The organism is Fictibacillus terranigra (assembly GCF_030412265.1).
Lineage (GTDB): Bacteria > Bacillota > Bacilli > Bacillales > Fictibacillaceae > Fictibacillus_C > Fictibacillus_C terrinigri.
Map to the genome: position 1 here is coordinate 107,434 of NZ_JAUHLN010000002.1, position 26,282 is coordinate 133,715.

21 protein-coding genes, 4 pseudogenes and 1 riboswitch are annotated in these 26,282 nt (G+C 38.0%); of the genes and pseudogenes, 17 read left to right on the top strand and 8 right to left on the bottom strand.

From position 1 onward, the window contains the following. Positions 1–13: 13 nt before the first annotated feature. From QYF49_RS08320 to lacD, 3 genes and pseudogenes are all read left to right on the top strand, one after another. Positions 14–349: pseudogene (locus tag QYF49_RS08320) on the top strand (amidohydrolase family protein); the annotation flags it as partial. Next, a complete protein-coding gene (gene lacC / locus QYF49_RS08325) occupies positions 346–1,281 on the top strand; it encodes a tagatose-6-phosphate kinase (RefSeq protein WP_290399174.1) in 936 nt (311 codons plus the stop codon). The pseudogene QYF49_RS08320 and the gene lacC, both read left to right, overlap by 4 nt. Positions 1,282–1,296: 15 nt before the next feature. Further along, positions 1,297–2,313 (top strand): tagatose-bisphosphate aldolase, encoded by a 1,017-nt coding sequence (gene lacD / locus QYF49_RS08330; RefSeq protein ID WP_290399175.1) that lies wholly within the window; start codon positions 1,297–1,299, stop codon positions 2,311–2,313. Between the two features lie 220 nt (positions 2,314–2,533). Here lacD and QYF49_RS08335 read toward each other — a convergent pair whose 3' ends face one another. Continuing rightward, entirely contained in the window at positions 2,534–2,710 is a 177-nt protein-coding gene (locus QYF49_RS08335) for an FbpB family small basic protein (RefSeq protein ID WP_290399176.1), read from the bottom strand. A 564-nt stretch (positions 2,711–3,274) separates the two neighbouring features. Next, positions 3,275–3,376: riboswitch (purine riboswitch) on the top strand. A gap of 221 nt (positions 3,377–3,597) precedes the next feature. On the opposite strand from QYF49_RS08335, the gene QYF49_RS08340 reads away from it, so the two are divergent. The 5 genes and pseudogenes from QYF49_RS08340 (at position 3,598) to QYF49_RS08360 (ending at position 7,112) form a co-directional block, all read left to right on the top strand. Then, entirely contained in the window at positions 3,598–4,818 is a 1,221-nt protein-coding gene (locus QYF49_RS08340; RefSeq protein WP_290399177.1) for a M20 metallopeptidase family protein, read from the top strand. Positions 4,819–4,851: 33 nt separating this feature from the next. Next, entirely contained in the window at positions 4,852–5,688 is an 837-nt protein-coding gene (locus tag QYF49_RS08345) for a DUF3100 domain-containing protein (protein WP_290399178.1), read from the top strand. Positions 5,689–5,711: 23 nt separating this feature from the next. Further along, a complete protein-coding gene (locus QYF49_RS08350) occupies positions 5,712–6,155 on the top strand; it encodes a hypothetical protein (RefSeq protein WP_290399179.1) in 444 nt (147 codons plus the stop codon). A 197-nt stretch (positions 6,156–6,352) separates the two neighbouring features. Then, complete coding sequence (locus QYF49_RS08355) at positions 6,353–6,568, top strand: UTRA domain-containing protein (RefSeq protein ID WP_290399180.1); 216 nt, start codon at positions 6,353–6,355, stop codon at positions 6,566–6,568. Between the two features lie 173 nt (positions 6,569–6,741). Then, positions 6,742–7,112 (top strand): annotated as a pseudogene (locus QYF49_RS08360) (GntT/GntP/DsdX family permease). Between the two features lie 425 nt (positions 7,113–7,537). Here the strand turns inward: QYF49_RS08360 and QYF49_RS08365 are convergent. After that, complete coding sequence (locus tag QYF49_RS08365) at positions 7,538–7,822, bottom strand: IDEAL domain-containing protein (RefSeq protein WP_290399181.1); 285 nt, start codon at positions 7,820–7,822, stop codon at positions 7,538–7,540. Positions 7,823–8,331: 509 nt separating this feature from the next. On the opposite strand from QYF49_RS08365, the gene QYF49_RS08370 reads away from it, so the two are divergent. Further along, positions 8,332–8,724, top strand: a complete 393-nt coding sequence (locus QYF49_RS08370) for a hypothetical protein (protein ID WP_425589558.1) — start codon at positions 8,332–8,334, stop codon at positions 8,722–8,724. Between the two features lie 445 nt (positions 8,725–9,169). Here QYF49_RS08370 and QYF49_RS08375 read toward each other — a convergent pair whose 3' ends face one another. The 4 genes from QYF49_RS08375 to QYF49_RS08395 form a co-directional block, all read right to left on the bottom strand. Then, positions 9,170–10,147: a nucleoside hydrolase gene (locus tag QYF49_RS08375; RefSeq protein ID WP_425589581.1), complete on the bottom strand. Its 978-nt coding sequence runs from the start codon at positions 10,145–10,147 to the stop codon at positions 9,170–9,172. Between the two features lie 840 nt (positions 10,148–10,987). Beyond that, positions 10,988–12,070, bottom strand: a complete 1,083-nt coding sequence (locus QYF49_RS08385) for a Ger(x)C family spore germination protein (RefSeq protein ID WP_290399183.1) — start codon at positions 12,068–12,070, stop codon at positions 10,988–10,990. Then, positions 12,067–13,158: a GerAB/ArcD/ProY family transporter gene (locus QYF49_RS08390; RefSeq protein ID WP_290399184.1), complete on the bottom strand. Its 1,092-nt coding sequence runs from the start codon at positions 13,156–13,158 to the stop codon at positions 12,067–12,069. Before QYF49_RS08390 ends, QYF49_RS08385 begins: the two co-directional genes overlap by 4 nt. A 24-nt stretch (positions 13,159–13,182) precedes the next feature. Next, entirely contained in the window at positions 13,183–14,685 is a 1,503-nt protein-coding gene (locus QYF49_RS08395) for a spore germination protein (protein ID WP_290399185.1), read from the bottom strand. Between the two features lie 789 nt (positions 14,686–15,474). Here QYF49_RS08395 and QYF49_RS08400 point away from each other — a divergent pair. The 7 genes and pseudogenes from QYF49_RS08400 (at position 15,475) to QYF49_RS08430 (ending at position 23,036) form a co-directional block, all read left to right on the top strand. Further along, the gene (locus QYF49_RS08400) at positions 15,475–15,930 is read left to right on the top strand and encodes an OsmC family protein (protein ID WP_290399186.1); all 456 of its coding nucleotides are present in this window, start codon (positions 15,475–15,477) and stop codon (positions 15,928–15,930) included. A gap of 128 nt (positions 15,931–16,058) precedes the next feature. Further along, positions 16,059–16,279 (top strand): annotated as a pseudogene (locus tag QYF49_RS08405) (alpha/beta-type small acid-soluble spore protein). Between the two features lie 159 nt (positions 16,280–16,438). Beyond that, positions 16,439–16,711: pseudogene (locus tag QYF49_RS08410) on the top strand (PEP-utilizing enzyme); the annotation flags it as partial. 587 nt (positions 16,712–17,298) lie between these two features. Further along, positions 17,299–18,309 (top strand): alcohol dehydrogenase AdhP, encoded by a 1,011-nt coding sequence (adhP, locus tag QYF49_RS08415; protein WP_290400400.1) that lies wholly within the window; start codon positions 17,299–17,301, stop codon positions 18,307–18,309. A 426-nt stretch (positions 18,310–18,735) separates the two neighbouring features. After that, entirely contained in the window at positions 18,736–19,884 is a 1,149-nt protein-coding gene (locus tag QYF49_RS08420; RefSeq protein WP_290399187.1) for an iron-containing alcohol dehydrogenase, read from the top strand. 14 nt (positions 19,885–19,898) lie between these two features. After that, entirely contained in the window at positions 19,899–21,542 is a 1,644-nt protein-coding gene (locus QYF49_RS08425; RefSeq protein WP_290399188.1) for a GAF domain-containing sensor histidine kinase, read from the top strand. Between the two features lie 9 nt (positions 21,543–21,551). After that, a complete protein-coding gene (locus QYF49_RS08430) occupies positions 21,552–23,036 on the top strand; it encodes a sigma-54-dependent transcriptional regulator (RefSeq protein WP_290399189.1) in 1,485 nt (494 codons plus the stop codon). Positions 23,037–23,739: 703 nt separating this feature from the next. On the opposite strand, the gene QYF49_RS08435 is transcribed toward QYF49_RS08430, so the two are convergent. Continuing rightward, complete coding sequence (locus tag QYF49_RS08435) at positions 23,740–24,228, bottom strand: hypothetical protein (protein ID WP_290399190.1); 489 nt, start codon at positions 24,226–24,228, stop codon at positions 23,740–23,742. 222 nt (positions 24,229–24,450) lie between these two features. Then, positions 24,451–25,107: a carboxymuconolactone decarboxylase family protein gene (locus QYF49_RS08440; RefSeq protein WP_290399191.1), complete on the bottom strand. Its 657-nt coding sequence runs from the start codon at positions 25,105–25,107 to the stop codon at positions 24,451–24,453. A 383-nt stretch (positions 25,108–25,490) separates the two neighbouring features. Here QYF49_RS08440 and QYF49_RS08445 point away from each other — a divergent pair, with 383 nt between their 5' ends. After that, complete coding sequence (locus tag QYF49_RS08445; protein WP_290399192.1) at positions 25,491–25,712, top strand: alpha/beta-type small acid-soluble spore protein; 222 nt, start codon at positions 25,491–25,493, stop codon at positions 25,710–25,712. Positions 25,713–26,282: the final 570 nt, after the last annotated feature.

The following is a 26,282-nucleotide window of genomic DNA, read 5'->3' on the forward strand; positions in this document are numbered from 1 at the left end:
ACAGAGGTGCAGTGAAGGCCGCTATCAACTTGGAGAATTTCCTGTCGAAGTGAAGAACGGGGCAGCTTGATTGAAGAACGGAAGTTTAGCAGGCAGTATTTTGCAATTAAAAGACGCTGTAAAAAATTCCGTTGATTGGGGAATTACCACCCCGGAGGAAGCCATCTATATGGCAAGTACAGCACCTGCGAGAAGTATTGGAATTGATGGGGAATGCGGCATGATTTCAGCCGGTCATGATGCTGATTTTATCGTATTGACGCCGGAGCTTGATTTAAATGCGACGTATCTTGTTGGTGTTTGCCTGTTTCAAGCGAAAGATTCCATTGAGGAAGAGGGAGTACGATGATTTTAGCTGTTACGATGAATCCATCCGTTGATATATCGTATCCGATTCAGGATTTAAAACTGGATCATGTGAACCGTGTAGAAAATGTTTATAAAACAGCTGGCGGTAAAGGGTTAAATGTCGCTCGGATCGTCAAGCAAATGGGCGAAGACGTTATGGCGACAGGTGTGCTTGGCGGAACTATCGGCGATTTCATTATTCAGGAATTGAAGAAAAGCGATATTGGAAATAACTTTTTCAAAATTAATCAAGAATCAAGAAATTGTATCGCCATTCTTCATGATGGCAAGCAAACAGAAATCTTAGAATCCGGCCCGACTTTATCGGCGGAAGAAGGGGCAGCCTTTTTAGAAAAATATCGGGAACTGCTTTTTGAAATTACCCTTGTGACCATTTCGGGTAGTTTACCAAAAGGATTAGAGTCTGGATTTTACCAGATGATGGTAGAAATTGGACAGGAGAAGGGAATTCCCGTGATTGTTGATACCTCAGGAAAATCGTTAAAACAGGTTTTGAACCATAAGGTGAAACCATTTGCCATCAAGCCGAATATTGCGGAGCTGTCCCAGCTTTTTGGCATAGAAGTGGAAAGGAGTAACAGCAGCCTGAAACGAGTGTTAATCAATGAAATGTTTGATGGGATTGAATGGGTTGTCGTTTCACTGGGAGAGTCCGGTGCTTTCGTCAAACATGGTGGAGATTATTATAGAGTTACTATCCCTGCTATCGACGTGGTGAATCCTGTCGGATCCGGTGATGCCACTGTTGCCGGATTAGCGGTTGCTCTGAAACGAAAACAGTCTGTTTCAGACGTACTGAAAACCGCGATGACAACAGGCTTGCTTAATACGATAGAAGCAGGAACAGGATATATTGACATTGCGAAGTTCGGTCCATTTTTTGAATTGGTAGAGATTAAAAAAATAGATTAGCAGAGGTGATTATCGATGTTAACGAAAAATAAATTATCGGCTCTAAAACGTTTATCCGATGAGAATGGGATTATCGGAGCTTTGGCAATTGATCAGCGCGGTTCATTAAAGAAAATGATTGCTGCAGGAAGTTCAAATTTTGTCGGAGATGAGGGGATCGTCCGTTTTAAAGAATTAGTTTCAGAAGAGTTGACACCGTATGCAACATCGATTCTATTGGATCCGGAATATGGTCTGCCGGCTGCAAAAGTCCGCCATTCAGACGCAGGTTTACTTGTGGCCTATGAAAAAACAGGCTATGATGCAGCAGCGGTGGGCCGTTTGCCTGATTTATTGACAGAGTGGTCTGTTAGACGCCTGAAGGAAGCTGGTGCAGATGCGATTAAATTTTTACTGTACTACGATGTCGATGAAGATGAAAAAATTAATGACTATAAGCATGTTTATATGGAACGGGTCGGGTCTGAATGCGCAGCGGAAGACATTCCATTTTTTTTAGAGATTGTGACTTACGATGCCAAGTATGATGATGTGGCAAGCATGGAATATGCCAAAGCAAAGCCTCATAAAGTCATTGAAGCAATGAGGGAATTCTCTAAACCGCAATACAAGGTGGATGTTTTAAAGGTAGAAGTTCCAGTGGATATGAATTTTGTGGGGGGCTTCACTCAAGGCGAGACAGCCTATAGTCAGGAAGCAGCAGCAGCGTATTTTAAAGAGCAGTCTGAAGCAACGAAATTGCCATTTATCTTTTTAAGCGCTGGCGTAAGTGCAGAACTGTTCCAACAAACCTTAGCATTTGCGAAGAAATCAGGCTCTGCCTTCAACGGTGTTCTCTGCGGCCGGGCAACATGGAAAAATGGTGTTGCTCCATTTGCTGAAAATGGTGAAGAAGTAGGACGTGCTTGGTTAAAAGATACTGGTAAAAAAAATATTCAAGCGCTAAACCTTGTCTTGAAGGAAACAGCTACCTCATGGTTTAACAAGGTAACTGGATCAGCCGATGAACGGTTCTTATGTTTCAGAGATTAATGGATTATTAGAAGTAGGATCGGATATTTAAATGATTATTTGGAAAGCTTTCCAGAACTATTATATATAGCCGCGTCCTTTCCAATGTGATCCGGTTTTCCACCGAAAAAATCCCTTTTGATAAAAAGGCAAAGATCAAGCCCACGGTTCTTTGCCGAGGGCTTGATGGTTAAAATTAAGAGGAAAGATGAAATTTTTCGATTTCGCGTCAAACTCCTTACTACTTTGTTTGTACCAAAGGGTGGACGTATTGATGTCTAGATTTAATACGCTTTTCGATCTGTTCAAGAACTTTTTTATCTTCAAGCAATTCCCTTTTATTTTCAACTACTGATTCTTTAACGGAGATACTTTCTTTTTCCTCATTATAAACTGAATTTTTATAATACTCGGACATAAATATTACAATTTTCTGAAGATCGCCTCCCGAATCTTGTTGAATCTGGGCTAATGGATAAAGGCAAATAGGATTGTTCTTTTTCAAAAACGTGATAGATTAAATCAGTCCAAGATCCACCCGAAAATGTAACTCCAAGTGGCAAAGCATTGAGGAAATAATGCCTTCCTTTTTTGAGTTGTCTACTTAGGAATTTCTTTTATAAGAGTTGATACAAGGAATATGATACTTAGGTGGAACTACAAAGAGGGCCAAACTACACCATGTAATGAAAAGTATGCAGAAGATTGTTTTTATAAGTCAATGCGGAACGATTGAAGTTACATTTGCTCCATGAATATGGAGTGGTATGATGGCGATTAATGCAACTGACTTAATAGTAGCCTTCTCGTGCTTAAAGATCGAAAAGTGATTCCACGAACGATCGAGAAGGAATAAAAAACGAACATTTAATAAACTCTCAATAAAAAACATTCGTAAATAGATTGACGAATTCTGTGCCAATTTGTATAATTCCATTTAAACAGTATAAAAGTCACAGTTTTAAAAGCGTACTGGCTTTTAGCGCTGAGGCGTTAATCATTTCGTATAAATTCGGGGATATGGCCCGAAAGTTTCTACCAGGCTGCCGTAAATGGCCTGACTACGGAGGTACATGGAACATCATTTGAATTCAGTTTGTGCACATACTGACATTTTGTGATGTCTATTTCCCTGTAAGTTAGCTCAAGGTAGAGAGACCTTGAGCCTTTTTGTTTTTCCGTATTATATCGTAAGGGGATGATGATGAACACGGTACAACCTGCCGAAAATAATTTATTGCTGGGTTGACGACATCTTGTCAATTCTTACTTTGTAAATATTTTTCTTTTAGGGGATGAATGATAATGAATATCACAAATTTTTCAAATTCATTAAAGTCAGCTGAAATTGTAGAGCAAGCATGTGGTTTATATGAAGAGGCTGTGAGATTAAGAAGAATGATCCATGAAAATCCCGAGCTAGGGTTTGAAGAGTATAAAACTGCTGAAATAATTGCAAATTATTTAAAAGAGCTTGGAATTGAAGTAACAACCGAAGTAGCTAAGACAGGGGTTATTGGTATTCTTCATGGAGAAAAGGAAGGGCCTGTGCTAGCTTTTCGGGCTGATATTGATGCATTACCTATTCAGGAGAAAACAGATGTAAACTATAAATCTAAAATGCCTGGGGTTATGCATGCATGCGGACATGATATGCATACCGCAATGTTACTAGCTGCGGCTAAAGTTTTGTCTCAAAATAAGCATTATCTTTCGGGTACGATCAAATTCATTTTTCAACCTGCTGAAGAGATGAAGGGTGGAGGAAAAATGATGATTGAAGAGGGTGTATTAAGTAACCCGAACGTTGACCATGTTTTTGCTTTTCATGTTTGGCCTGAGTTACCAACTGGAATATATGGATTTAGAAATGGTGAAATTATGGCAAGTATGGATTCTTTTGATGTGGTATTAAAAGGTAAGCAAGGTCACGGGGCAGCACCTCATCAAGGAGTAGATGCTATTGTGGGTGCTGCTCAGGTTATAACGGCTCTACAAACAATTGTTAGCAGAGAAATTGATCCAGTAGATTCTGTTGTTATTACAATCGGAACAATTGAAGCGGGAGATGGCTACAATATCATTCCCGAAAAAGCTAGTTTTAAAGGAACTGTACGAACCCTAAATGCGAACACACGTACGGAAGCGAGGCAAAGTATTAAACGAATTATCCAGGGGGTCGCTTCAGCTCTTAAATTAGAAGTTGATATAAAGTTTAATTTTTCAGTTGGGTATCCGGTAACTATAAATGACCCGAAATTTAATGAACATGCCGCTGCTATTGCTTCTGATTTATTTGGAGAAAACTCAGTTCAGTGGTTGAATAAACCAAGTATGGCAAGTGAAGATTTTGCCTTCTATTTAGAAAAAGTCCCGGGTACTTTTGTTTTCTTGGGAGTAGGAGAAAACACAGAGGAACCCATCAAGCTGCATAGTGATGTCTTTCTGCCAGATGAAAAAGCGATGATTCAAGGTATTTCACTAATCGTTGCACTAGCTATAAATACTACTCAAAAAATCCAATAAGCATCAGTACTATTTTAAAAGGAGGACGAAAACGTGATAGAAAATTCTCTGCGGAATAATTGGAAAATTCATTTATTTGTTTTGATACTAGTCGGTGTAGCAGAATTTATCGGAGTAAAAAACTTTAACATTGGGATTGGAACCATTGCCTTGTTTCCAATGTTGTATGCATTAATTATTGGAGCCATTATTAGTTTACCTTCATTCAATATAGTAAAAATGAAGGAAATGAATTTGGCGGCCAATATTTTAGGTATTTCATTCATGCTTTTTGTAGCTAAATTAGGAATGCTAATGGGCCCATCATTGCCGAAGATATTTGAGGCGGGAATTTCTTTAGGATTACAAGAAGCAGGACATTTTGCAGGGACAATCCTTTTAGGTTTACCAATTGCTTTACTACTTGGAATGAAAAGAGAAGCAGTTGGAGCTACCTTTTCCATTGATAGAGAACCTAACTTAGCAATTATTGCTGAAAAGTATGGCTCTGATTCACCAGAAGGACGTGGAGCAATAGGAGTATATGTATGCGGTACCTTGTTTGGGGCTTTATATTTGTCAGTATTAGCGAGTTTTATGGCTCAGACGGGATGGTTTCACCCGATTTCACTCGCTATGGGAGCCGGAGTAGGGTCAGGGAGTATGATGGCTGCGATGTCTGGAGCATTAGCCGTTATATTTCCAGAATCCGCAAAGGATATTGCAGTTTTCGCGGGAGCTGCTAACATAATTACAACCATTTTGGGTACGTATATTTGTGTATTTTTTTCTCTTCCTTTTACAAATTATTTATACAAAAAACTGGAGCCTATTTTGGGTCGAAAGTCAAAAAAAGATCAAAATGAAACGACTAATATTGGCGGCGCTTAAGAACATAAAGGGGGAGGTACTATATGAAAGATAAAATATTTACTTTTATCACTATTGGATTAATAGCCCTTATAGGAAATTGGGTTGGATACGATGTTACACCTATTGAAGCATTACCAGGCATGATAATTATTGTTGCTGTTACGATATTGGGGTTCCTTTTCGCAAAAATCATTCCTATTAAACTGCCGATTGTTGTTTGGGTTTCTATGTTAGCTTTATTGGTTACAACTCCGATTTTTCCTGGAAATGCATCAATTGCTAAAGTAACAGAACAAGTGAATTTTATGGCTTTAGCAACACCTATATTGGCTTATGCCGGTTTATCTTTTGGAAAGGATTTGAAAGATTTTAAAAAATTAGGCTGGCGTATAGTTATGGTTTCTCTAGTCGTATATACAGGAACATTTGTACTATCAACGCTAGTTGCAGAAATCGGTTTTAGAATAACTGGTCAATTTCATTAAGTTTCATACTCAGAAAAACGGCAAAGGGACGAAAGTGATCCGAAATGAGCGACCTCAAAGCTGTCGCAGGGGAAGCGATTTACCGAGGTTTTGGCCGAAGAAGGGCATAAAATTCAAAAGCAATGGCTGCAAACAAAGGTCGTTTGCAATAAAAAGGATTCTGTTGCCTACCGATTTTGGGGAGCAGTGTCTCTGCATTGAACGATGATGATGTCCCGTATATCCTATTTACGCATTATTTAACGATGCGAATGGAAGATGCCGAACTTGCAGATTTAAATGTTGAATCACTCTACGATTTAATTGAAGAGAAAGGAGTTTCTTTAGAAAAGTTTCGTGATGAGTTTGCAGTTTCCATTGCACCTTCCGATGTAGAGGATCGGCTGACGCAAATAAAGGAACACCTCTATTAAAGCGTTCCGTTATTCCTATGATGAAACGGGTCATGTGATCGAGTACAGTGAAGGATTCTATAACACGGGGATGCAGCAATATGTTGTTAATTATGGATGGATAATTGTTAAGAAAGTCCAGCTCCCCATCGATTATATTTATTATCAGTGCCGGTGGAGGATTTAAACAAATTTTGATCGATAGCGGTGTAGGAACATCGATTGCGCAAATGTCCGATCATTTATTTCTTTCTCCGATCGTGTTAGCCTTTATGGTAGCCGGGTTGATCCGAATTGCAACAGGTTCGGCGACAGTCGCGCTTACAACGGCAGCTGGTATTGTGTCGCCAATTATTCAGCACATGTCCGGTGTGAACTTGGAACTCCTTGTTATCGCGGGGCGGGATTTCTCATGTTCTCACACGTTAATGATGCAGGTTTCTGGTTAGTTAAAGAATATCTCGGATTAACGGTTAAAGAAACGTTTAAAACATGGACGGTCTTGGAGACATTGCTTTCATTTATCGCGTTCTTTGCTGTTTTATTGATCGATATGTTTGTTTAAATAGGAGAACTCCTTCTATGTTTTGTAGAAGGAGTTTATGCTGTTTATGAAAAATATGTCCGCAGTTTTCCTAGGTAGGAGGCAAGGATTATTATGTTTGCTTAAAATACTGATTTTACGAATTAATAACTTCGGTAATAAAAACAGCACATATGCTAAATCAAAATCGAGGGAAAAATGAAAAAGACAGTACGAATTAATTACAGTTTTTTATATCTTTGCCAATTTGATTACCGTCCGAAAAAAGCAGGCTTTTTATATATGGTGGGTATTTCTTTTGTCAGAAATCATATCAAGTTCGATTTTTGCATAATAGAAATGGTAATGGGAGAAGCTGTTTTACGAAGTTTGGCACGTTCTGCAATTTTACAACATTCTTAGTTTGAATTTTCGTCTTCATTGTAAACTCATAAACTTTGATCCTATTATTGTTGTTGTTTTAATTTCTCATATTGGGCGGATAATTCAAGAAATAAAGCTTTATCTTTTGCATCTAGGGCAGCATCAATTTTCATCTCAAGAAGCTCTAGTTTTCGATTTAACAGTGCTTTTTCCAAGACACTTTCCATATACGTATCAACAATGGATAACGTTTTGTTCCTATATTTACCTTTTTCATTTTCTTCTTTCTTCAGTGAACGGTTGTGCATGGATTTCAAGATTTCATTATACGATCTCGATCTATACGGACGTGGTCGATTATTTTTCATACAGATCACCTCTGAACGTTTTTAATAATATATGACCAACATTCACAGCAATACCAACACCCACATTGTTCACTCGTTCAATATTACTGAAGGTATGAGAAGAATTCCCTGTACTGCCTCTGTCTTTTCTTCCCCCATTCAATGTTTTTGTCTTTTTCTTCTTCTCAAACATAGGATAAATACGTCTAATGTTTTACTTTTATTGGAGTTAGCAGCCAATTCCCAACGAAAAGCAAAAATGAAAAAGTTTACACAATGGTTAGATTTAACATTTTGAAAAGATCCTGAGAATCCGTTTTTTATTAGTGAGACATCAGGTTCTTTTCGCATTCAAATAGAAATTCAAGTGTAGAAAATAGCGGTGAAGTAATGAGAAAATATAAAAGTTCATTCTGTATGTCTTGTTTAAAGAGTAGGCTTAAGGTACCGCAGCATGAAGATCGCTCATAAAGCAGCAGACACAAACGATTTTCAAAGACACACGAAAATTGGCGGAGCAGGCAGTGAACATGGCAGTAGCTCTACTGAATGGCATAATGCTGGTTGATCTCCATGTCGGTCAGCAGCCTCGTACAAGGAATTTCTCCAATTGGAGTGGAAGATCTCTTTTAACAGAAGTTGAAACTGGAAGGGAAGTAGCTACAGCAGTGCAGGAATATACGCATGGAGTGATGGACAGCCATCTTCCGAATGGTACTAAGCTTGGAGAAGATTGGGCGCTGCAGCATCCAGGAGATTATATGGAAGTTTTGCAGATTACTATCCCGCAGGTCTTAAAGGAAGCTAATGTTTCCGCTGAGGATGTAATAGGAATCGGGATTGACTGGCAACAGGGTATTAAAGGATTTTTTTTACTTGCAGCTGTAGCACTGGATATATATAACAAAAACAAAGCGGCATGATTCATGAACAATACTCGCCATCTAAACTCAATAGCAAACAGTAAGGGCACTTTACACGGTACACAATTCATTTTTCAACCCAGCTTAGGCTGGGTTTTTTTACATGCTTACGAAAGTCTGGATTACGATGTATGCGATCAAGAACGTTTTAAAAGACGAAGATATATGAAAAGCTCCCGATAAAGCCGAGCTTTTCATAGGGAAGGCAATTTTTTAATTCATTCAGTTTTATTCGGGACTTTTTTTGATGAAATAAATAATTTCAGGCACCACCGGATGAAGTTTTTTAAAAATTCTGTCTTGTTTCATCTCTATGAAAGCGTTATAAAGTCCAAAAGAGAACCTCTAAACAAATTAGAGGTTCTCTTTTGTGACGTTTGTCAGTTTTAAAAGCTATGAATCCATTGAAAGTTAATGTAATTGAAACAAGATATTGCTTAAATAGTTAATTCGACACTGGAAACTTAGTAGTTAGGGTGCGGATAAAATCTTGTATAAACGCTTGATAATTGAAACCGATGACAATTCGATCAAGAGTTTCTTTGGGTTCTTCCGTCGGCTTCGCACGGAAATCAGCTACTGTCCTGCCTCTTGACAGAAGTGAAAACTCAACCCTGACTCTCCGTAATAAATATTCAAACTGTTCGGGAGCAATAACAGCAAACAGCGTCAGAACATCGTGCAGGGGGGCTCCATTAATACCTGGAACCAATTTCTTATAGGCGTTAAAATAATAATCAAAAATAGGCTTAATTAAAAACGAGAAAGGATTGGTTTGCTGCTGAGTGATCCTGTCTATTATTTCCGGTGTAACGATGGAAAAGTTAGTCACATTAAGAGGGAGTATCGTAATGTTGGATCCATTTTCAAGGACTAAATCGGAGGCAACAGGGTCACCATGAAAGTTCGCTTCAGCAACAGCTGTAACATTACCAGGAAAGTTAAAGGCTCCCCCCATCACGTAAATTTCCCGTACAGACTTCATCGACTGTTCTCCGTCAAGAAGAAATGCAATAGCCAAGGATGTGGATCGTCCTACATCCACGATCGTTAAATGATTCTTATATCTTTTGATGATTGAAAATATTTCTTGAAAGGGTTTGTGATTACCGGGGATATTTTCTGGAGGCCGAATAGGACCAAGTCCCTCTGGGCCGTGTATTTCTGGATAAAATGTGACTAACTCACCAGAAAAAGGACCCTGTGCTCCATCGATTACTGGGATATCACTTCTTCCTGCTAATTGCAATAAATAGGCAGCGTTATCGGTTGCTTGTTCTGCCGAAACATTTCCATACCCTGTCACAATACCGACTATCTCTATTTGAGGATGTAATAATGCATAAATAATGGCTAATGCATCATCAATTCCTGGATCACTAAACAACAGGACATACTTCAACTTAACCACCCCGATTAACATAGCAATTGGTGTTTTTAATAACGCAAAGTTCATTGTGTGATTAATAATATATGTAAAATTAATGAGTAGGTTCTTTATAAAAGCAGTACTGCTGCCTGCCGAAGGAAACTGGTTGTTCCATAGAGCAGCGCAGCGTAGAAGTAAACGAGATCATTGTGAGGATGAAATATTCCCGTATTTTAGTTGAGGTTGCGCTTTATGCAGAAGATGGGGCGAACCTTATGATTAATCATGGCTGGTTGGAGGAGCCCCTTCAATCCCTGACCGCCAACAATTAACCAGGAAAGAGTAAGTCAGCCCTCCATACTCACGACCGTTACAACAATGAAGTCACGAAAGAAAGGGTAGGGTATTGGGAATGATAAATGGGAACGGCTCCTTTGGAGCATTGCTTTGCCGGGAGTCGGCCAACTTTTAAACAAGGACTATACTAAATGTTTTTTATTTCTCCTTTTGGAAATGATCATTAAACCTACAGGCAAACTTTAACCAGATAATTCTTCTGAATTTTCATGGAAGAATTGAGGAAGCGATATCCGCACCCAATTTAATTGGTTGATGATTTATCCATGTTTTTATTTTTTTACCTTGTGGGATGTTTATAAAAATGCAGACCCTGCACCTTCCAAGTTTGCCTTTTTACCGATAGTATTCGTTGATTTTTCTGTACCATCGGATTAATTTATTCCCCGGTTTTAAATGTGTTTGGCGAACTGTGGGGACCGGTTTGGCTTCCTATGGTTTTTCTGCTTCCCGGCCCTGGGATTGGGTTTATCTTTCGAAGCCTCGCCTGTTGGTATATGTAAAAAAAGGAGTAAGAGCCTGAGGCTTTTACTCCTCTTATTCTGTTATCCCAGACTGTACCACTTTAATCTTTACGTTAATGTCTATTGGTACGTCGGCATACGCTTTATTCCAGCGGGAAAAATTAAAGTGGGGGGTTACATTGTTTACTTTGTGGCCCAAGCCTAAGGGATCTACGTTTAAATCCTGAAATGTATGAACAAGATTTTTCGCTTCACGGGTGATTGTCCGATCCGCCTGTTTTTCAACGGATTTTATTAATTGGTTTCCAATCAATTCTGTACTTTGAAATTCGCTGATTTTCCCTTGCAAATTAACATTTATTGTGATGTGAGGCTGATTTCCCCTATACTGCACGTCATAATCAACTTTAGAAGCAAGGTTCTCAATAGCCACATGATTTTCTTTTTTTAGCTTAAATTCATAAATTCCGCTTTTGAAATTTTCGAAAAGCAGCTTCATGATAAAACTTTTTCGATAAGGTATATAGCCTACGTATCGGTCTCCTTTAAACAATGCCATTCCTTTTATTTTAATTTCATTTCCTTTTTTTTTCAGCAAAGGCATAAAGGGATCTGCACCTTTTCCATAATACCGAAACAAAAAATCATGGATATTCGTTTTGGGGATATTTTGTAATTCGTTCTGCTCCAATAATTGTTCCATATACTTTGTGGTTACTTCAGCCCACGGATAATGAAAACTTAATAGAGGTTCCACTTTTCCATCTACTACGGCAAGCGTGAGATCACGGCCTAACTCCGGATCTCTTTGAAGAGTATTTATTAAGCTCAAAATTCCATGCTCAGCCAATGTTTTACTATAGAGAACAACAGTAGTCCTGCCGATATATAATGGTTTCGGAGATCGTGACTGCAGGATCTGACGGATATTTTTACTCGTATGCCCTATTGCAGTCAGTACCTGGTTTCCCGGAGGGGCATTCTCCACCACCGGGGTAATAGGCATGTTTATCGTTGCCTTTATTTTATCCTTTCCAGCATAATCATAACCGAACGAAGTGACCAACTGTATATCTTCTAAAATCCTTGGTTGAATACTGCAACCATTTAAAATGGATAAAAAAATAATTACAAATGCCTTTTTTATATTGTTCATTGATTTTTCCTCACTCTGTAAATCATCCATTGAATAACAAATAATAAAGGGATATAGAAGTAAATAGTGTAATATCCTAACCGTCCAACCCCAACATTTAAGAGATCAATTTGCTGCCGATTTTTAAAGATAGGTGTAAGGACGTAAAGAATGGTTAACGTGATCCATAAACTTGTTCTTTGCCGAATGGAAAAAGATTGTTTAAGCAAACGTCCTGCAGACCATACGGTAAGGCACAGGTTAGGAATCACCACGAAAACCCATATCGCTATCCCTACATATTCAAATCGTTCGATAAAAGGCAGATCGACAATTTTCCATAATGTAAGAGTTGCCCAGATCGTGTGAGTCAGTTGTTCTTTGCTAAAGTAAAAAAACGTAACAAGTGCCGTTGTGAGGTAGAGGAGAATACTGAAGATTACTCCAAAATGTGCCCATTTCTGGGATGTTTCTGCGTTTTTTATAAAAGGATAAAATAAGAATAACGGTTCAAAGCCGAGAAACCCCAGGCTCATCGTTTTCGAACCCTTTAGCAATTCCGTCAAATTATGATCTATTTTTAAAAATACGTTGGAAAAATCCGCTTGTTGTAACGGAAACCAAAAAAGCAGTATTAAAGGTAAGCCATATATGACAGATAAGAAGGAAAGACCAGTCACCACCCGGAATCCGCCAACGATGAAAGAATACATTAAAAGCAAGAAAACAGGGGTAAAGGTCCAAAGGTTCAGTTGAGGGAACACCCAGACTTGGATGACTTCCAGGTATGTTCGAAGTATGGTTATAGCAAACAGAGTGAAATAAACTACAAAGTACAAATTCATCAATCTTCCTACCGTTTTTCCGAATAAATCCATGTGTATGGCTGCCAGATCATTTTTACCTTTGTTTAAAATTTGATAAATGATCCAAATCAGCATGTTTATGGACACACCAGAGATAATGATCGAAATCCAAGCATCATAACCAGCATCTTTTGCAATATATCTCTCGAATCCAAGTATACTGACACCAATTTGTGTAGAATGAATTAAATAAAATACAAAATATGGGGATACTTTTTGATTTTCTCTAGGCAAAGGAAGCATTTAAAGATCACCCGCTTAGGATAGTTATTCATCAATATCTTGCTTTTTTTCAGCTCTTGTTTTATTAAATCGAATAGGGTCTTCAGGGAGAAGCTGCATCGGTCTTCTGCTTAGTTTTTCAAAAGGCAGCCGGTACAGAGAGTCTTTTAGATCTTTTAAGCGCAATGGGTATACAGGACCGACATAGGGCCGTCCTAACGAAGTCAGTTTCAATAAGTGGGAAAGAAAGAAACCAAAACACATGCTCACCCCTACAATGCCCCAAAACTGAGCCGCCAATAAAAAAGGAAAGCGGATAATACGAATCGTATTACTCATTTGGTAGACAGGGGTTGTAAAGGAAGCGAGTGCAGCTAAAGCTACAATGATAAGGAGGACATTACTGGTCAGTCCTGCTTCCACAGCCGCGGTTCCAATAACAATACCTCCGACGATACCAATCGTTTGTCCTACTTTTGTAGGAAGCCGGGCACCTGCCTCCCTTAAGAGCTCGATGGTTAACTCCAATATGATCGCTTCCATTATTGGCGGAAAGGGGATTCCGCTGCGTGAGGCAATTAATGGACTTAAAAGGTCTTTGGGTATCATTTGATAATGGTAGGTCAGTACTGCTACATAAATCGGTGAAGACAAGACAGAAAACATAACTGAAAACAATCGCAGCAAACGAAAGAAAGATGCAATATGCCAGGTAGTAAAATAATCCTCAAACGCCGAGAAAAATTCCGGCAATGTAGTTGGTCCTGTTAACACCTGTGGAGATCCATCCACGAATATAGCAATTTTACCCTCAGAAAGTACACTCGCTGTCCGGTCTGGACGCTCCGTATCGATCAATTGCGGAAAAGGAGAATTGTGGTTATCCGACATCAATTGTGTAATAAAGGAGCTGTCGATGATTTGATCAAATTCAATGTCTTTTATCCGTTGTAATACCGTGCTGATATTATCTTCGTTTGCAATACCTTGTATGTACATAACGACAACACGAGTTTTAGATAACTTACCGACCAAAATTTCTTTTGCATAAAGCTCTGGCAGCGGGAGCCGTTTACGGACCATATTTATATTTACATCGATGGCTTCAACAAAGGACTCTTTTGGTCCAACCACGCTGAACTCGGTTTCTGGAATGGTTACTTGTCTCTTTTCCACTGCTATGGCAGGAATGAGTGCGCACCTAGCGCTGGTTTCATTTTCATGTACTAGAATAAACCCGGATAATAATTTATCTTGTATGTCCTTGACGTCATCCGTAATCGTAACGTTTTCGACAGGTATCAGGTTTTTTAACTCATCCAGCGACTGGATCGGATGCTTCGTTATAGGAGATAACAAATCACGGTGTATAAAATCGGGATTGACTAAAGTCTTATAATAAGAGATATAAAATGAAAAAGATTTTCCCTGCCGGAACGAAATAAAATCCTTCGATTCTTTGCATTTTTCCAGAAGCTCAGAAAAGGTTGGTTCATTTTTGTCTTTATTGGACTGGCCGCCCTTTTGTCGCCTAAACCATTTCCCCAAGGATGCACATCTCCCTTATCCATTTTCCAAGATAGTGTCCCCTTAGCTTACTTGCCTTATTCAATGTGAGGAAGTAATGGAAGAAACAAAAGTTTGTTAGTCGTTTAACTGTATATGTTCGGGAACAATCAAAGTCAAGCATCATGCAGGGGGCTCCATTTAATGCCACTAATTAATTGCAGGTAGTCATAACGCCGTCAATTGATACGATTATAGCGAACCTCGAAACATGAAGAAGCTACCCGTACATCTAATTTAATTTAATAAACAACCAGCGAAATGCCATAATCCGGTGTCTTTTTTTACGTTCAAAATCCCCAAGGGAAGGAGGTTCAAAAGGTTTTGTTAATAAAAACAGCAGAAGGTTTATACTTGCGATTGAGATGAGTAATAAATTTTTATTTGCTGTACTTTTTAGGTTTATTTGCATTAATTTATTTTTCAGCAACAAATCCTTCTGGAACCTTAGAAGAAAAAATCTGTGCAAGAGTATCAGCACAATATGGGGATTGCAAAAAAATTCTTTTAAATGATACGAGTTCAGATCTAGTTTTTGCCGAAAGTGATTCTGGAATTATTCCTGTTATCATAAGTAAAGATCATTCGGAAATAAAACAGATTGTTCGTCCATTGGATTTCCAAGAGTACTCCAATTTGCACTTCCGCTTACTGTACAAAAATTAAGTTAATTTCAGTAATACTCAAAACGTATTCCTTTACACTAGGTTGTTGTTTTTATATAATTTGCATTATTCACATAAAATTGAAGTGTTTAAGGGAGGAAAAAACATGGCTCAAGCTTCAACATTGGTTAAAGTATCCGCTACCGGCAAGTGGGAATCCGGCGTTAAAACAAATCATACTGTTCGGCAATTTTCCCCTTTTTCGATGGACGAACCTGTAGAATTAGGAGGTACTGATACCTCGCCAAATCCGATTGAATATGTGGCTGCAGCTCTCAATGGTTGCAATGGTGTAATGATTCCGTTAGTAGCCCAAGAAATGGGCTTTACTTTCACTGGAATTGACTTCAAAACGAGCGGAATTTTAGATACACGAGGACTCATGGGAGAAGAAGGAGTATCACCGCATTTTCAAAAAATTCGTTTTCAACTAAATTTACAAACAGAGGAAAGCGAAGAGAGAGTTCAACAATTGAAACAAGAGGTAGAGCGCAGATGCCCGGTTTATAATCTCTTTGTAGATGCTAACATTGACATCCATACCGTTTGGAAGAAGAATTAGAATTTACAAACGTAAGGTTGATAATAGACAGTAATAAAAAACTCTTAGGTGGAACATGGCTCCGGTTTAGTTTAGGCTGGGGTCATTTTTTATTGCTGAGGCCATGTTATCTAAGGAGGTGAATACATATGGCAAATCGCAGTGGAAGTAATCGTAACCGCACGTTGGTACCGGGTGCCCAACAAGCGCTTGATCAAATGAAATATGAAGTCGCTACCGAATTCGGTGTTCAGCTGGGGCTGACACATCCCGAGCAAACGGATCAGTAGGTGGTGAAATTACTAAACGCCTTGTAGCACAAGCTCAATCCCAACTTTCTGGAATGGGTGGGGCAATGCAACCTAGATAAACAACGAATTCATCTAATTTGACTGAAGCTACCTCTTATTGTGGTTAGTTTCAGTCTTTATTTTTTTGTCTTAGTACAACTAACGCAAATTGGAGAGACCTTTCTCTTTTCTTGCATTTCTCTACCTTAGCAGTCAATTCGAGAAAGATAAACTTATAAGGAAGAGCACGTGTCATCTTAAACATGGAAGATGCTGAACGAGAAGATAGAGACATATTAGTCACCTCCTTTACGGACCCTAGCTGGACACCATTGTTTGTATCCATTAAAGGCCTAGTCACTGAAGTTGGTGGACTGATGACCCATGGAGCAGTTATCGCACGTGAATATGGCTTACCAGCAGTTCTCGGAGTGGAAAATGCTACGAATTTGATCAAGGATGGACAAAGGATCAGGGTGAATGGAGAAGAAGGGTATATAGAAATACTATAATTCATTACATTTAAATCAGAAAAGAAGAGCATTCGAATTAGGAGAAACATTGACATCTATTGTAAGAAACCAGTCACTAGGACATTTAAGGGGGGCAGTAACTGAAGATCGATATTGATGTCTGTTAAGATTATCTTGAACTTGAGTCTTCTGTTAAAGGGCGCGATTGCTGGATAAAAGTTTTCCAATAAAAAGGAGAAAACATATTAGAATGTTTATTATGTCTTCTCCTTTATTTTTTATGGCATTTGTAATTTAGGTCTTGATAACTTAATCCTGCTATATACCCTTCAAAGCATCGGGAGCAAGGCTATGGCACCACCAATAAGTCTAATACTAATTTCTTTCGTAAGTACTCTCTTACTGTTTATAACCTCCTATTTTTTAATAGGACGATAGATTGGCACTTTTTTGCCGTATTTACGGTTGGATTTGCCGTTTTTTTGGCACCAGGAAAGATTCAGAAGTTAATATTAATAAATGAAAGCGTTTTATAAGTTGGTATGGTTTTTGCATGTAAATATAGTGAATTTAAAAATTGAGAGGAGATGTTTTACATGTGTACAAACAATAAGAGAAACAGAATGATGAAAGCAGCGGTGGTGAATGAGTTTAAACAGCAATTAGAAATCAAGGAAGTCCCAGTGCCAGAATTAGAATATGGAGAAATTCTTGTCAAAATAAAAGCTTGCGGTGTTTGTCATACAGACCTCCATGCTGCTCATGGGGACTGGCCGGTAAAGCCAAATCTTCCGCTTATTCCAGGCCATGAAGGCGTTGGGATCGTTGAAGAAGTTGGTGAAGGTGTTACTTCAATAAATGCAGGAGATCGCGTTGGTATTCCATGGCTTTATTCGGCCTGTGGCGAATGTGAATACTGCTTAACAGGCCGTGAAACGTTATGTCCAGATCAATTGAATGCAGGTTATTCAGTGGATGGAGGATATGCAGAATATTGTAAAGCTCCTTCCAACTATGTTGTTAAAATTCCAGAAGGCCTTGATTTTGCTGAAGTATCTCCGATTTTCTGCGCAGGCGTTACCACATATAAAGCATTAAAAATAGCAGAAGCAAAGCCGGGAGACTGGGTAGCGATTTATGGAATCGGCGGTCTGGGGCATGTCGCGCTTCAGTATGCTAAAGCAATGGGATTTAATATCATTGCTGTTGATATTCAGGATGACAAACTTGAGTTAGCAAAGCAATTGGGTGCTGACATCACTATTAATGGATTAAAAGTAGATCCTGTTCAAGAAATTAAAGAGAGAGTAGGCGGAGTGCAATCGGCTGTGAGCGTTGCCGTAACGAAAAAAGCGTTTGAACAAGCTTACGATTCAGTAAAAAGAGGCGGCACATTAGTTGTTGTAGGTCTTCCGAATGCTGAATTGCCTATTCCCATTTTTGACACTGTGTTAAATGGTGTAACAGTAAAAGGTTCTATTGTTGGTACAAGAAAGGATTTACAGGAAGCACTTGAATTTGCGGCACAAGGAAAAGTGCGTACAAATATAGAAATTCAACCTCTTGATCGTATTAACGACGTATTTGACCGCATGGAGACAGGAAAAATTAATGGGCGTGTTGTCTTAACAATGTAATAAATTGCATCAAGGCCAATGAGAGGAACAATTGTCATTATTCCTCCTATTTAAAGACATGGGTGTAAGAACAAGTATATAAATAGATTGGGGGAGTTTTAGGATCTTGAAGAGTGTTTGGGTGAATATGAACTAAGTCGCAAATCTTATTTCAATATGAAGAGAGGCGTGTATAACGGATTGTGTAACAACGTTCCGTACACGTCTTTTTTTGTTTTAGATAAGAAATACTGGATGTCCTACTAAAGGAGTTGTATTAAACGTATCACAGGGATTTGAATAATAGATATAACGCGTATAGGTAAGGAATCAAAAACCCTATTCTAATACACACGAGATTTTTTTATAAAATTCTCTATAATAAAACAGGAATTTTTATATTTTGCAGAAAAATAATATAATATAAAACTTATGTAGGTGAAAATCATGTATATAAATAAATTTGTAACACCTGAAATTATTTTTGGTAAAAACGCAATAAAACAGGTCGGGGACGCCTGCCTGCGGCTTGGAGCGAAGAAAGTGTTGATCGTAAGTGATTGTGGCGTTGCAAAAGCTGGATGGCTGGAAAAAGTTATTGATATCTGTAAAGAATCTCACCTTCCTTTTGCAACGTTCATTAATGTAACAACGAACCCAAAAGATACAGAAGTTGTTTATGGGTGCCGTACTTTTATCGAACATGAATGCGATGCCATTATCGGCGTTGGAGGCGGCAGCGCATTAGATGCAGCCAAAGCCATCGCTATACTTGCTACTAACGGTGGAAAGATCAGTGATTATGAAGGTGTAGATAAAATCGAAAAACCCCTTCCTCCAATGATTATGATCATGACAACTGCCGGTTCAGGCTCTGAAGTATCTCAATTTTCTGTCATTGTTGACTCTAACAGAAAAAAGAAAATGACCATTATTTCTAAGACACTGGTACCTGATATTGCCATTATCGATCCTTACACACTTATTACAAAAGACAGTAGTTTAACTGCAGCAACTGGCATGGATGTTCTTACACATTCTGTTGAAGCTTATGTAAGCATCGCCGCTACACCGCTTACTGATGTCCAGGCTAAAAATGCCCTTTCCCTTGTCTCCTCCTATTTGCGTCCGTCGGTAGCTTCTAAAACAAATGAGGAGGCGAAAGAGGCAATGGCAATGGCTAGTTTGCAGGCTGGACTTGCTTTTTCAAATGCTATTTTAGGTGCTGCCCATGCGATTTCACATGCGATTGGAGGAAAGTTTCTATTGTCCCATGGAGAAATCAATGCCATTCTGCTACCTTATGTAATGGACTTTAACTTTATTGCTTCTCCCCAACGGTATACAGAAATGGCTGAATTTATGGGAATTGATACAAGAGGAATGACACAACGGGAAGCCGGAAATGCGGCAATTCAATTTGTAAAAGAATTATCACTTGATATTGGAACACCACAACGGTTGAGTGACGTAGGAATTACAGAAGAGATGATAGATTTCACAAGTCAAACAGCGCTTGAAGATACATGTATGATTACCAACCCCCGCGACATGACTCTTGAACAGGTAAAAAACTTACTAAAAAACGCATTATAAGGTGGTGAATGATCATGCTGGAGGACAAACACGAGATGATTGCGCTGTTAACCGGTGTGAAATCTTCTAAAAAAAGTTATTATACAGAATTAAAGAAAACAGTTGAGCAATTGAAAAAGAAAAACATGCAGTTAGAAATCATTAATGAAGTGATGAAAAGTATTAAGATTGATATGTCGCTGGGAGATATTTTAAATAATGTGGTGGATAAATTAAGAGTACTCGTTCACTTTGATCGTCTGAGTCTATTATCGTTACATAACGATAACCTTACTTTAACGAATATTTATCCCGAAGACAGTCATTATATTAAAATAGGTTCTGCTATACCCAACGAACATTCTCTCTACTGGTCAGCATTAAAAAATAGACAAATCATCTTCCAACGATTAAATGACTCTTATTCCAGCTTTTATGAAAAGGAATATCTGACCGTCCTTCATCTAAGAACCATTTTAGTATTGCCTATTTATAGTAAAAACAAAGGAATTGGAGTTCTAAGTATTGGCCGTCATAATGAATCCGAATGGGGTATGGATGATCTTGCTTTTCTGGAACAACTTACTGATCATCTAGCAGTTAGTATTGAAAATGCCCAATTATATAATGAAGTATTACGGGGAAAACAAGAATGGGAGGATACATTTAAAGCAGTTGATGATATGATTCTTGTTTTTGATAAAGATCTAAATGTGGTTCAATTTAATGATTCCGTAAAAGCCTTTGTTAATATTAATGAACAATCCTCTGACCTTCCCATACTGGAAGAGTCCTGCAAAAGTCTTGTTAGAGAAACGTTTTACTCCAAAAAGCCAGGATATAAAGAGATATATTTCCAAAATAATTCTACTTGTGAACTATATACATATCCAGTATATAACAATGAGCAACAGGTTTATGGGGTTATCGCCTATATCAAGGATGTAACAGAAAAAAGAAAAATGGAAGTGCAGTTGCTTCATTCAGGAAAACTGGCGGCTATAGGAGAAATGGCAGCCGGTATAGCCCATGAATTAAATAGTCCTTTAACTGCTATTTTAGGAAATTCTCAACTGTTATTAAGAAATATAACAAGTAGTGATCCATCGTTTACACTTCTAAATGACATAAAAAATTGCGGAAATCGCTGTAAACAAATTATTAAAAGTTTACTCACCTTTTCTCGACAGGATGAGTACGTTTTTGATTCTTGTTCTTTAAACGAAGCAGTAGAACAAGTGCTTAATTTACTAAAGTATCAATTAGAAAAAAAACAAATCGTAATAAAGTGCCTACTTCAAGAAAATTTACCTTTTATTGACGGAAGCCAGCCACAGATTGAGCAAATCATTATTAATTTTCTCTTAAATGCAAGGGATGCTCTTGAACTTTCATCAAGAAAAAATAAGGAAATCATAATAACAACATCATCTCTTCAATCAAATGAAGTCCACTTATCAGTTAAGGATAATGGCATTGGAATTGAAGAAAATAGATTATCTGAAATCTTTCACCCTTTTCATACGACAAAAGAAACAGAAAAAGGTACCGGATTGGGTTTATCTGTAAGTATTGGTATTGCGAAAACACACAGGGGAACAATTGAAGTTAGCAGCAAACTTAATAAAGGCAGCACTTTTACATTAAAACTGCCTCTTCAACAATCAAAAAATCGTTGAGGTGACGTAATGACAAATATATTAATTGTTGATGATGAAAAGGAAATTGGCACTTTTCTATCCCACCTTTTTACATCTAAAGGATACCGTGTCACTGTTGTGAACAGCGGTAATAATTTTTCAGCTATCGACTTTAATAAACAATGTTTCCATGCTGCAATGATTGATTTAAAGCTACCTGACATAGACGGTCTTTCCTTATTGAAACATTTAAAAAAATTGCAGCCAAGATGTAAAGCTATCATTATGACAGGATACAGTACAATTAAAACAGCCGTTGACGCTATAAAGCTAGGAGCGAGTGATTATATCGAAAAACCATTTGATGACATTGATTTACTAGAAAAACAGGTTGATAATCTATTAAATTCAAATGTTACCTCCACCCAGCAACACATTAAAGACTTGGCTAGTAAAGTCGGGCTTATCGTTGGACAAAATGAAAAGATGAATCAATTGATCCAAACTGCCTATAAAGTGGCAAAGAAAAATGTAAATGTTTTAATTGAGGGTGAAACCGGAACTGGAAAAGAAGTGTTGTCACGCTTTATTCATCAGGCAAGTCAACGCAGTGATGAATCTTTTATTGGAGTAAATTGTGGAGCAATCTCTGAATCTCTTCTAGAAAGTGAACTGTTTGGCCATGAAAAAGGAGCATTTACAGGAGCAACCCAACCACGAAAAGGTTTATTTGAAATCGCTAGCAAGGGAACTCTGTTCCTTGATGAAATCGCAGAAGCTTCACATTCCATTCAAGTAAAGCTGCTTCGTGTACTGGAAACACGTGAATTCATGCGTGTCGGAAGTGGAAGCATTTTACGTACAGATACTCGTTTAGTAGCTGCAACAAATGAAAACCTTCAAGAAGCGATTCAACAAAAGAAATTTCGAGAAGATTTATTTTATCGCTTGAATGTAGTTCACTTAAACATTCCTCCTCTTCGTGATAGAAAAGAAGATATACCTTTATTAATTGATTACTGCTTACGTTGGAATCCAAACATAGATATATCCTTTTCTGATAACGCAATCGAAGTACTACAAAACTATGATTGGCCAGGGAATATCCGTGAATTATCTAACTTTATTACAAGAATTGATACTTTAGCCGATTCAAATCATACGGTCTTTACTGCCGACGATTTACCGTTCTCCGATAACGGTGTAGCAACGTCTGTTCCTGTAAAAAAAATAAAACAATTCAATACAAAAAATCAGGAAAGTCAACTTGAAAGTTACTTGCAAAAATGGATCAATGAAATTCTTACAGCCTTCGAACAAAAAGATGAAATCAATTTAGAAGAGGTTCTTGCACAGGTTAAACAATTAGAGTTACAAGTTGGGAAAGCATTTATTTTAGAAACATTAAAAGATACGCTTGGAAATCGAAAAGAAGCAGCAAAAAGATTGCAAATTACGATGAGAAAACTTCGTTATCTCTTAAATGAAAAAAGTTTCTGTCTCGAAGATTCTGGTACAAAAAGTGTTCACTAGCAATAAAGCCATGCATTGTTCATCCCTGTCTATGTAAGCACAGAAACCTGCATAGGCTCTGACCGCGGAGAACAATGGGGATCGGGTACTATAGTTGATTTTATGTTAAGGACCGCTATGAAAGCTAAACAATCCTAGAAATAGAAACAAATCAAAAACCACCGGATAGCTTTATTTTTTCACTTAAACAAATAAGGCTTACTTTTAGATTAACCAATAGAAAAAACGTTCCTATTAAACGCGAAAGGAATAGGAACGTTTTTCTTCTAGCCCGTAATTTTGTTTGGTGGATTCAGGGTCATAATAGGTTTCGGTATTTGTTATCAAAAAGTGGCCATACAATGGTCACATTAAACTAGAAGTGGTTAGGATGTTGTTGATGGTACCTTAATCTGATGGGGTGAAGTCAAAACAAGAGATAGCTTAAACAAGATTTCTTGGCAATATAAATGAAAATAATAAGAATGAGATGATCGAAAGGGTGGAACCAAAAAGGGTCCACTTGTACTCGGGCAGCATTATGACTTCAGGGATTAATATGTTTTTCAAACGGGTGAAAGCATTTAGGGCGTACTCATCACTCTTTTATCGCACACTATCTTAACAAGATATTTAGAAAGCATTGGAATAAGTTGGGATGGGAGGAAAAATTGGACTGATCGCTGACAGAAGGATACATTCCACCTCTAATATATGTAGTCAGCTATTGCATGGGCTCCATGAAGTAATATATCTGCCGCTTTTTATCAATGGTAGGCGCAACTCTATTTCCATTGACCGTGTCAATCCCATGAAGGTTCGATTTTACTCTTCCTAGATATACCGTATACTTTTGTTTGGTCAGTGATTCTACCTTGAAATGAACAGATGGTGAGGTGTTGTTTTTCTTGTTCTTTATCTGAATCTCATTGGAAGAACGATACCAAGTATATTTTCCATTCTTTTTGCCAATATTGACGACACCTACAGCATCTCCATCGCTGACCTTCTTTTCGTAAAAGATAAAAACATCTCCTGCAATTTCAGTTCTTCCTATTATTTCATCTACCGTTATTCCTTCTTCTTTCGCTCCTTTATGGATGGCATCATTGGAAGTATCATGCCAAGTGAGATTCTCTTTCCCATTCGTGAATAAAGAACACCCTGTAAGGAGTAGTATCCCTAAAGTAACCCATAACGTTTTTGTTTTCATTCCATCTTCTCCCGTTCTTTGCTATAAAAACAAATTCGAGATGTGAGTGGAAAACACCTTGCTAATGATTTCTATTTAGTGGAAGAAAAAATACTGTAATCCCTGTTTTTAGGCAGTAACACCCAACGACACATTATTGGAGCCGTAATGTTCGATGCGTCTATGACGATTCCACAACCAGTTAGTTAAAGATTATAAATGCCTCTTTTTTATTGATGCGAATTATTCCCCGTAGCTTTCAATCAGGTTGGCCATATGGGCATAAGCACCACCTGCCAACAGAGCAGCTGCAACTAAAATAGCTTCTGATAGCTCTTCTTTTGTTGATCCTGCTCGTTGGGCAGATTTTGTATGAACGTCAATGCAGTACGGGCATTCTGTGGTATGGGCTATTGAAACTGCTATTAATTCTTTTAACTTTGCATTTAATTTTCCTTCTTTGGTTGCTTCAGTGTTGAAACGGGAATATGCCCTAAAACCATTAGGGATTAATTGATTCAAATTGGCTAACTTTTTAAGATTGGATCGGCGATAGAGGGTATCATTGGCATCTTGATCAAGGGCATTTTGCATATGAGTGCTATGAGTAACTGCTCCTCCGGCTTCAAGTGCAGCTGTTACAAACACTGCTTCTACCAATTCTTCGAGGGATGCACCCGATTTTTTAGCATTACGGGTATGCACATCAATACAATAAGGACACTCAGTTGCGTGCGCCACAGCGACAGCAATAATTTCTTTATCCTTTTTTGTAAGAACGCCTTCTTGCATTACGGTTCTACTAAAATTTTCGTACGCTTGCTGTTGGGCAGGAGCTAATTCGCCCAGCTTAGCAAGATGACGTAAGTTTTCCCTTTGATATAAGTTATTTGCCATCATTCATATTCCTCTCTATAAAACTGATTTTTTTAAATTCAAAGTCCTTCCTTTATTACTTCCTCAGATTCACCTTGGCCTGTTCCATTTTTTATACTATCCATTTTGAATAAGAGTATTCAAAGCTTGTCAAGCCGTATTTTACAAATTAAAAATCAGCAGGGCATTTTCTTGGACACAGAACCGCCTGCTTTTTCCTGCCTGGTAAGCAGCTGATACCGGTTTACAAAACTTTGCGAACAACAAAGAAAACCCCAGGTGAAAAGTGCAATTATAGGTAAACCCTTACCACACCATTTAATATAAAAATAGGAAACATTTTAGAAATTATTGCATAAAAAATAGTTTAAATTGAGATGTTATGTAAAAAAGGAGGTGAGTACATAATGGCAAATCGTAGTGGTGGTAATCGTAATCAAGTATTAGTACAAGGTGCACGACAAGCACTTGATCAAATGAAATATGAAATCGCAACTGAATTTGGTGTGCAACTTGGAGCTGACACAGCTTCTCGTGCGAACGGTTCAGTAGGTGGTGAGATAACAAAACGTCTTGTTGCTCAAGCACAATCGCAACTTTCCGGAGGTTTTGGTGGAGCATCTCGTTAATTGTAGGTAATAATGTATAAGTTTTACTTCTCTCAAACAAAACATAAATGGATCAGGCTGCCTAAAAATAGGTAGCCTTTCCGTATTTCGATTCAAAACTAGATCACTTTTTTTAAAAGAGCTAAGGGATAACACAGAGGTGGTCTACAATGGCCAAGCAGACTGATTGTTATCCCAATAATCATTAACATCAACAAAAGGATAAAAAAATATCCATTTTTTGTGTTAAATAAATGTAAATTTACTACATAACAATCGTTGGTTTGAACAAAAAATTTTAAAACTGGATTTATAAATACCGAAAAGCCTCGTCACAACTGGCATCGAGCGACCAAACAATTACTGTGGTTGGTAAGGCTCACGACAGTCGGGAATTTAGATGTACGACGATCAATTAGAATAACAACATTAAAAGACGAAGATAAAAGCAAAGCTCCCAATAGAGAAAGCTTTTTCAATGGGATCAACTAATTTTAAAATTATTTTCTGTTTCCCACAAATAATGGGCATGTGTGTCATCTACAAATGACCCGTCAAGCACAATCAAACAATTTGATGGAACCAGTGTTT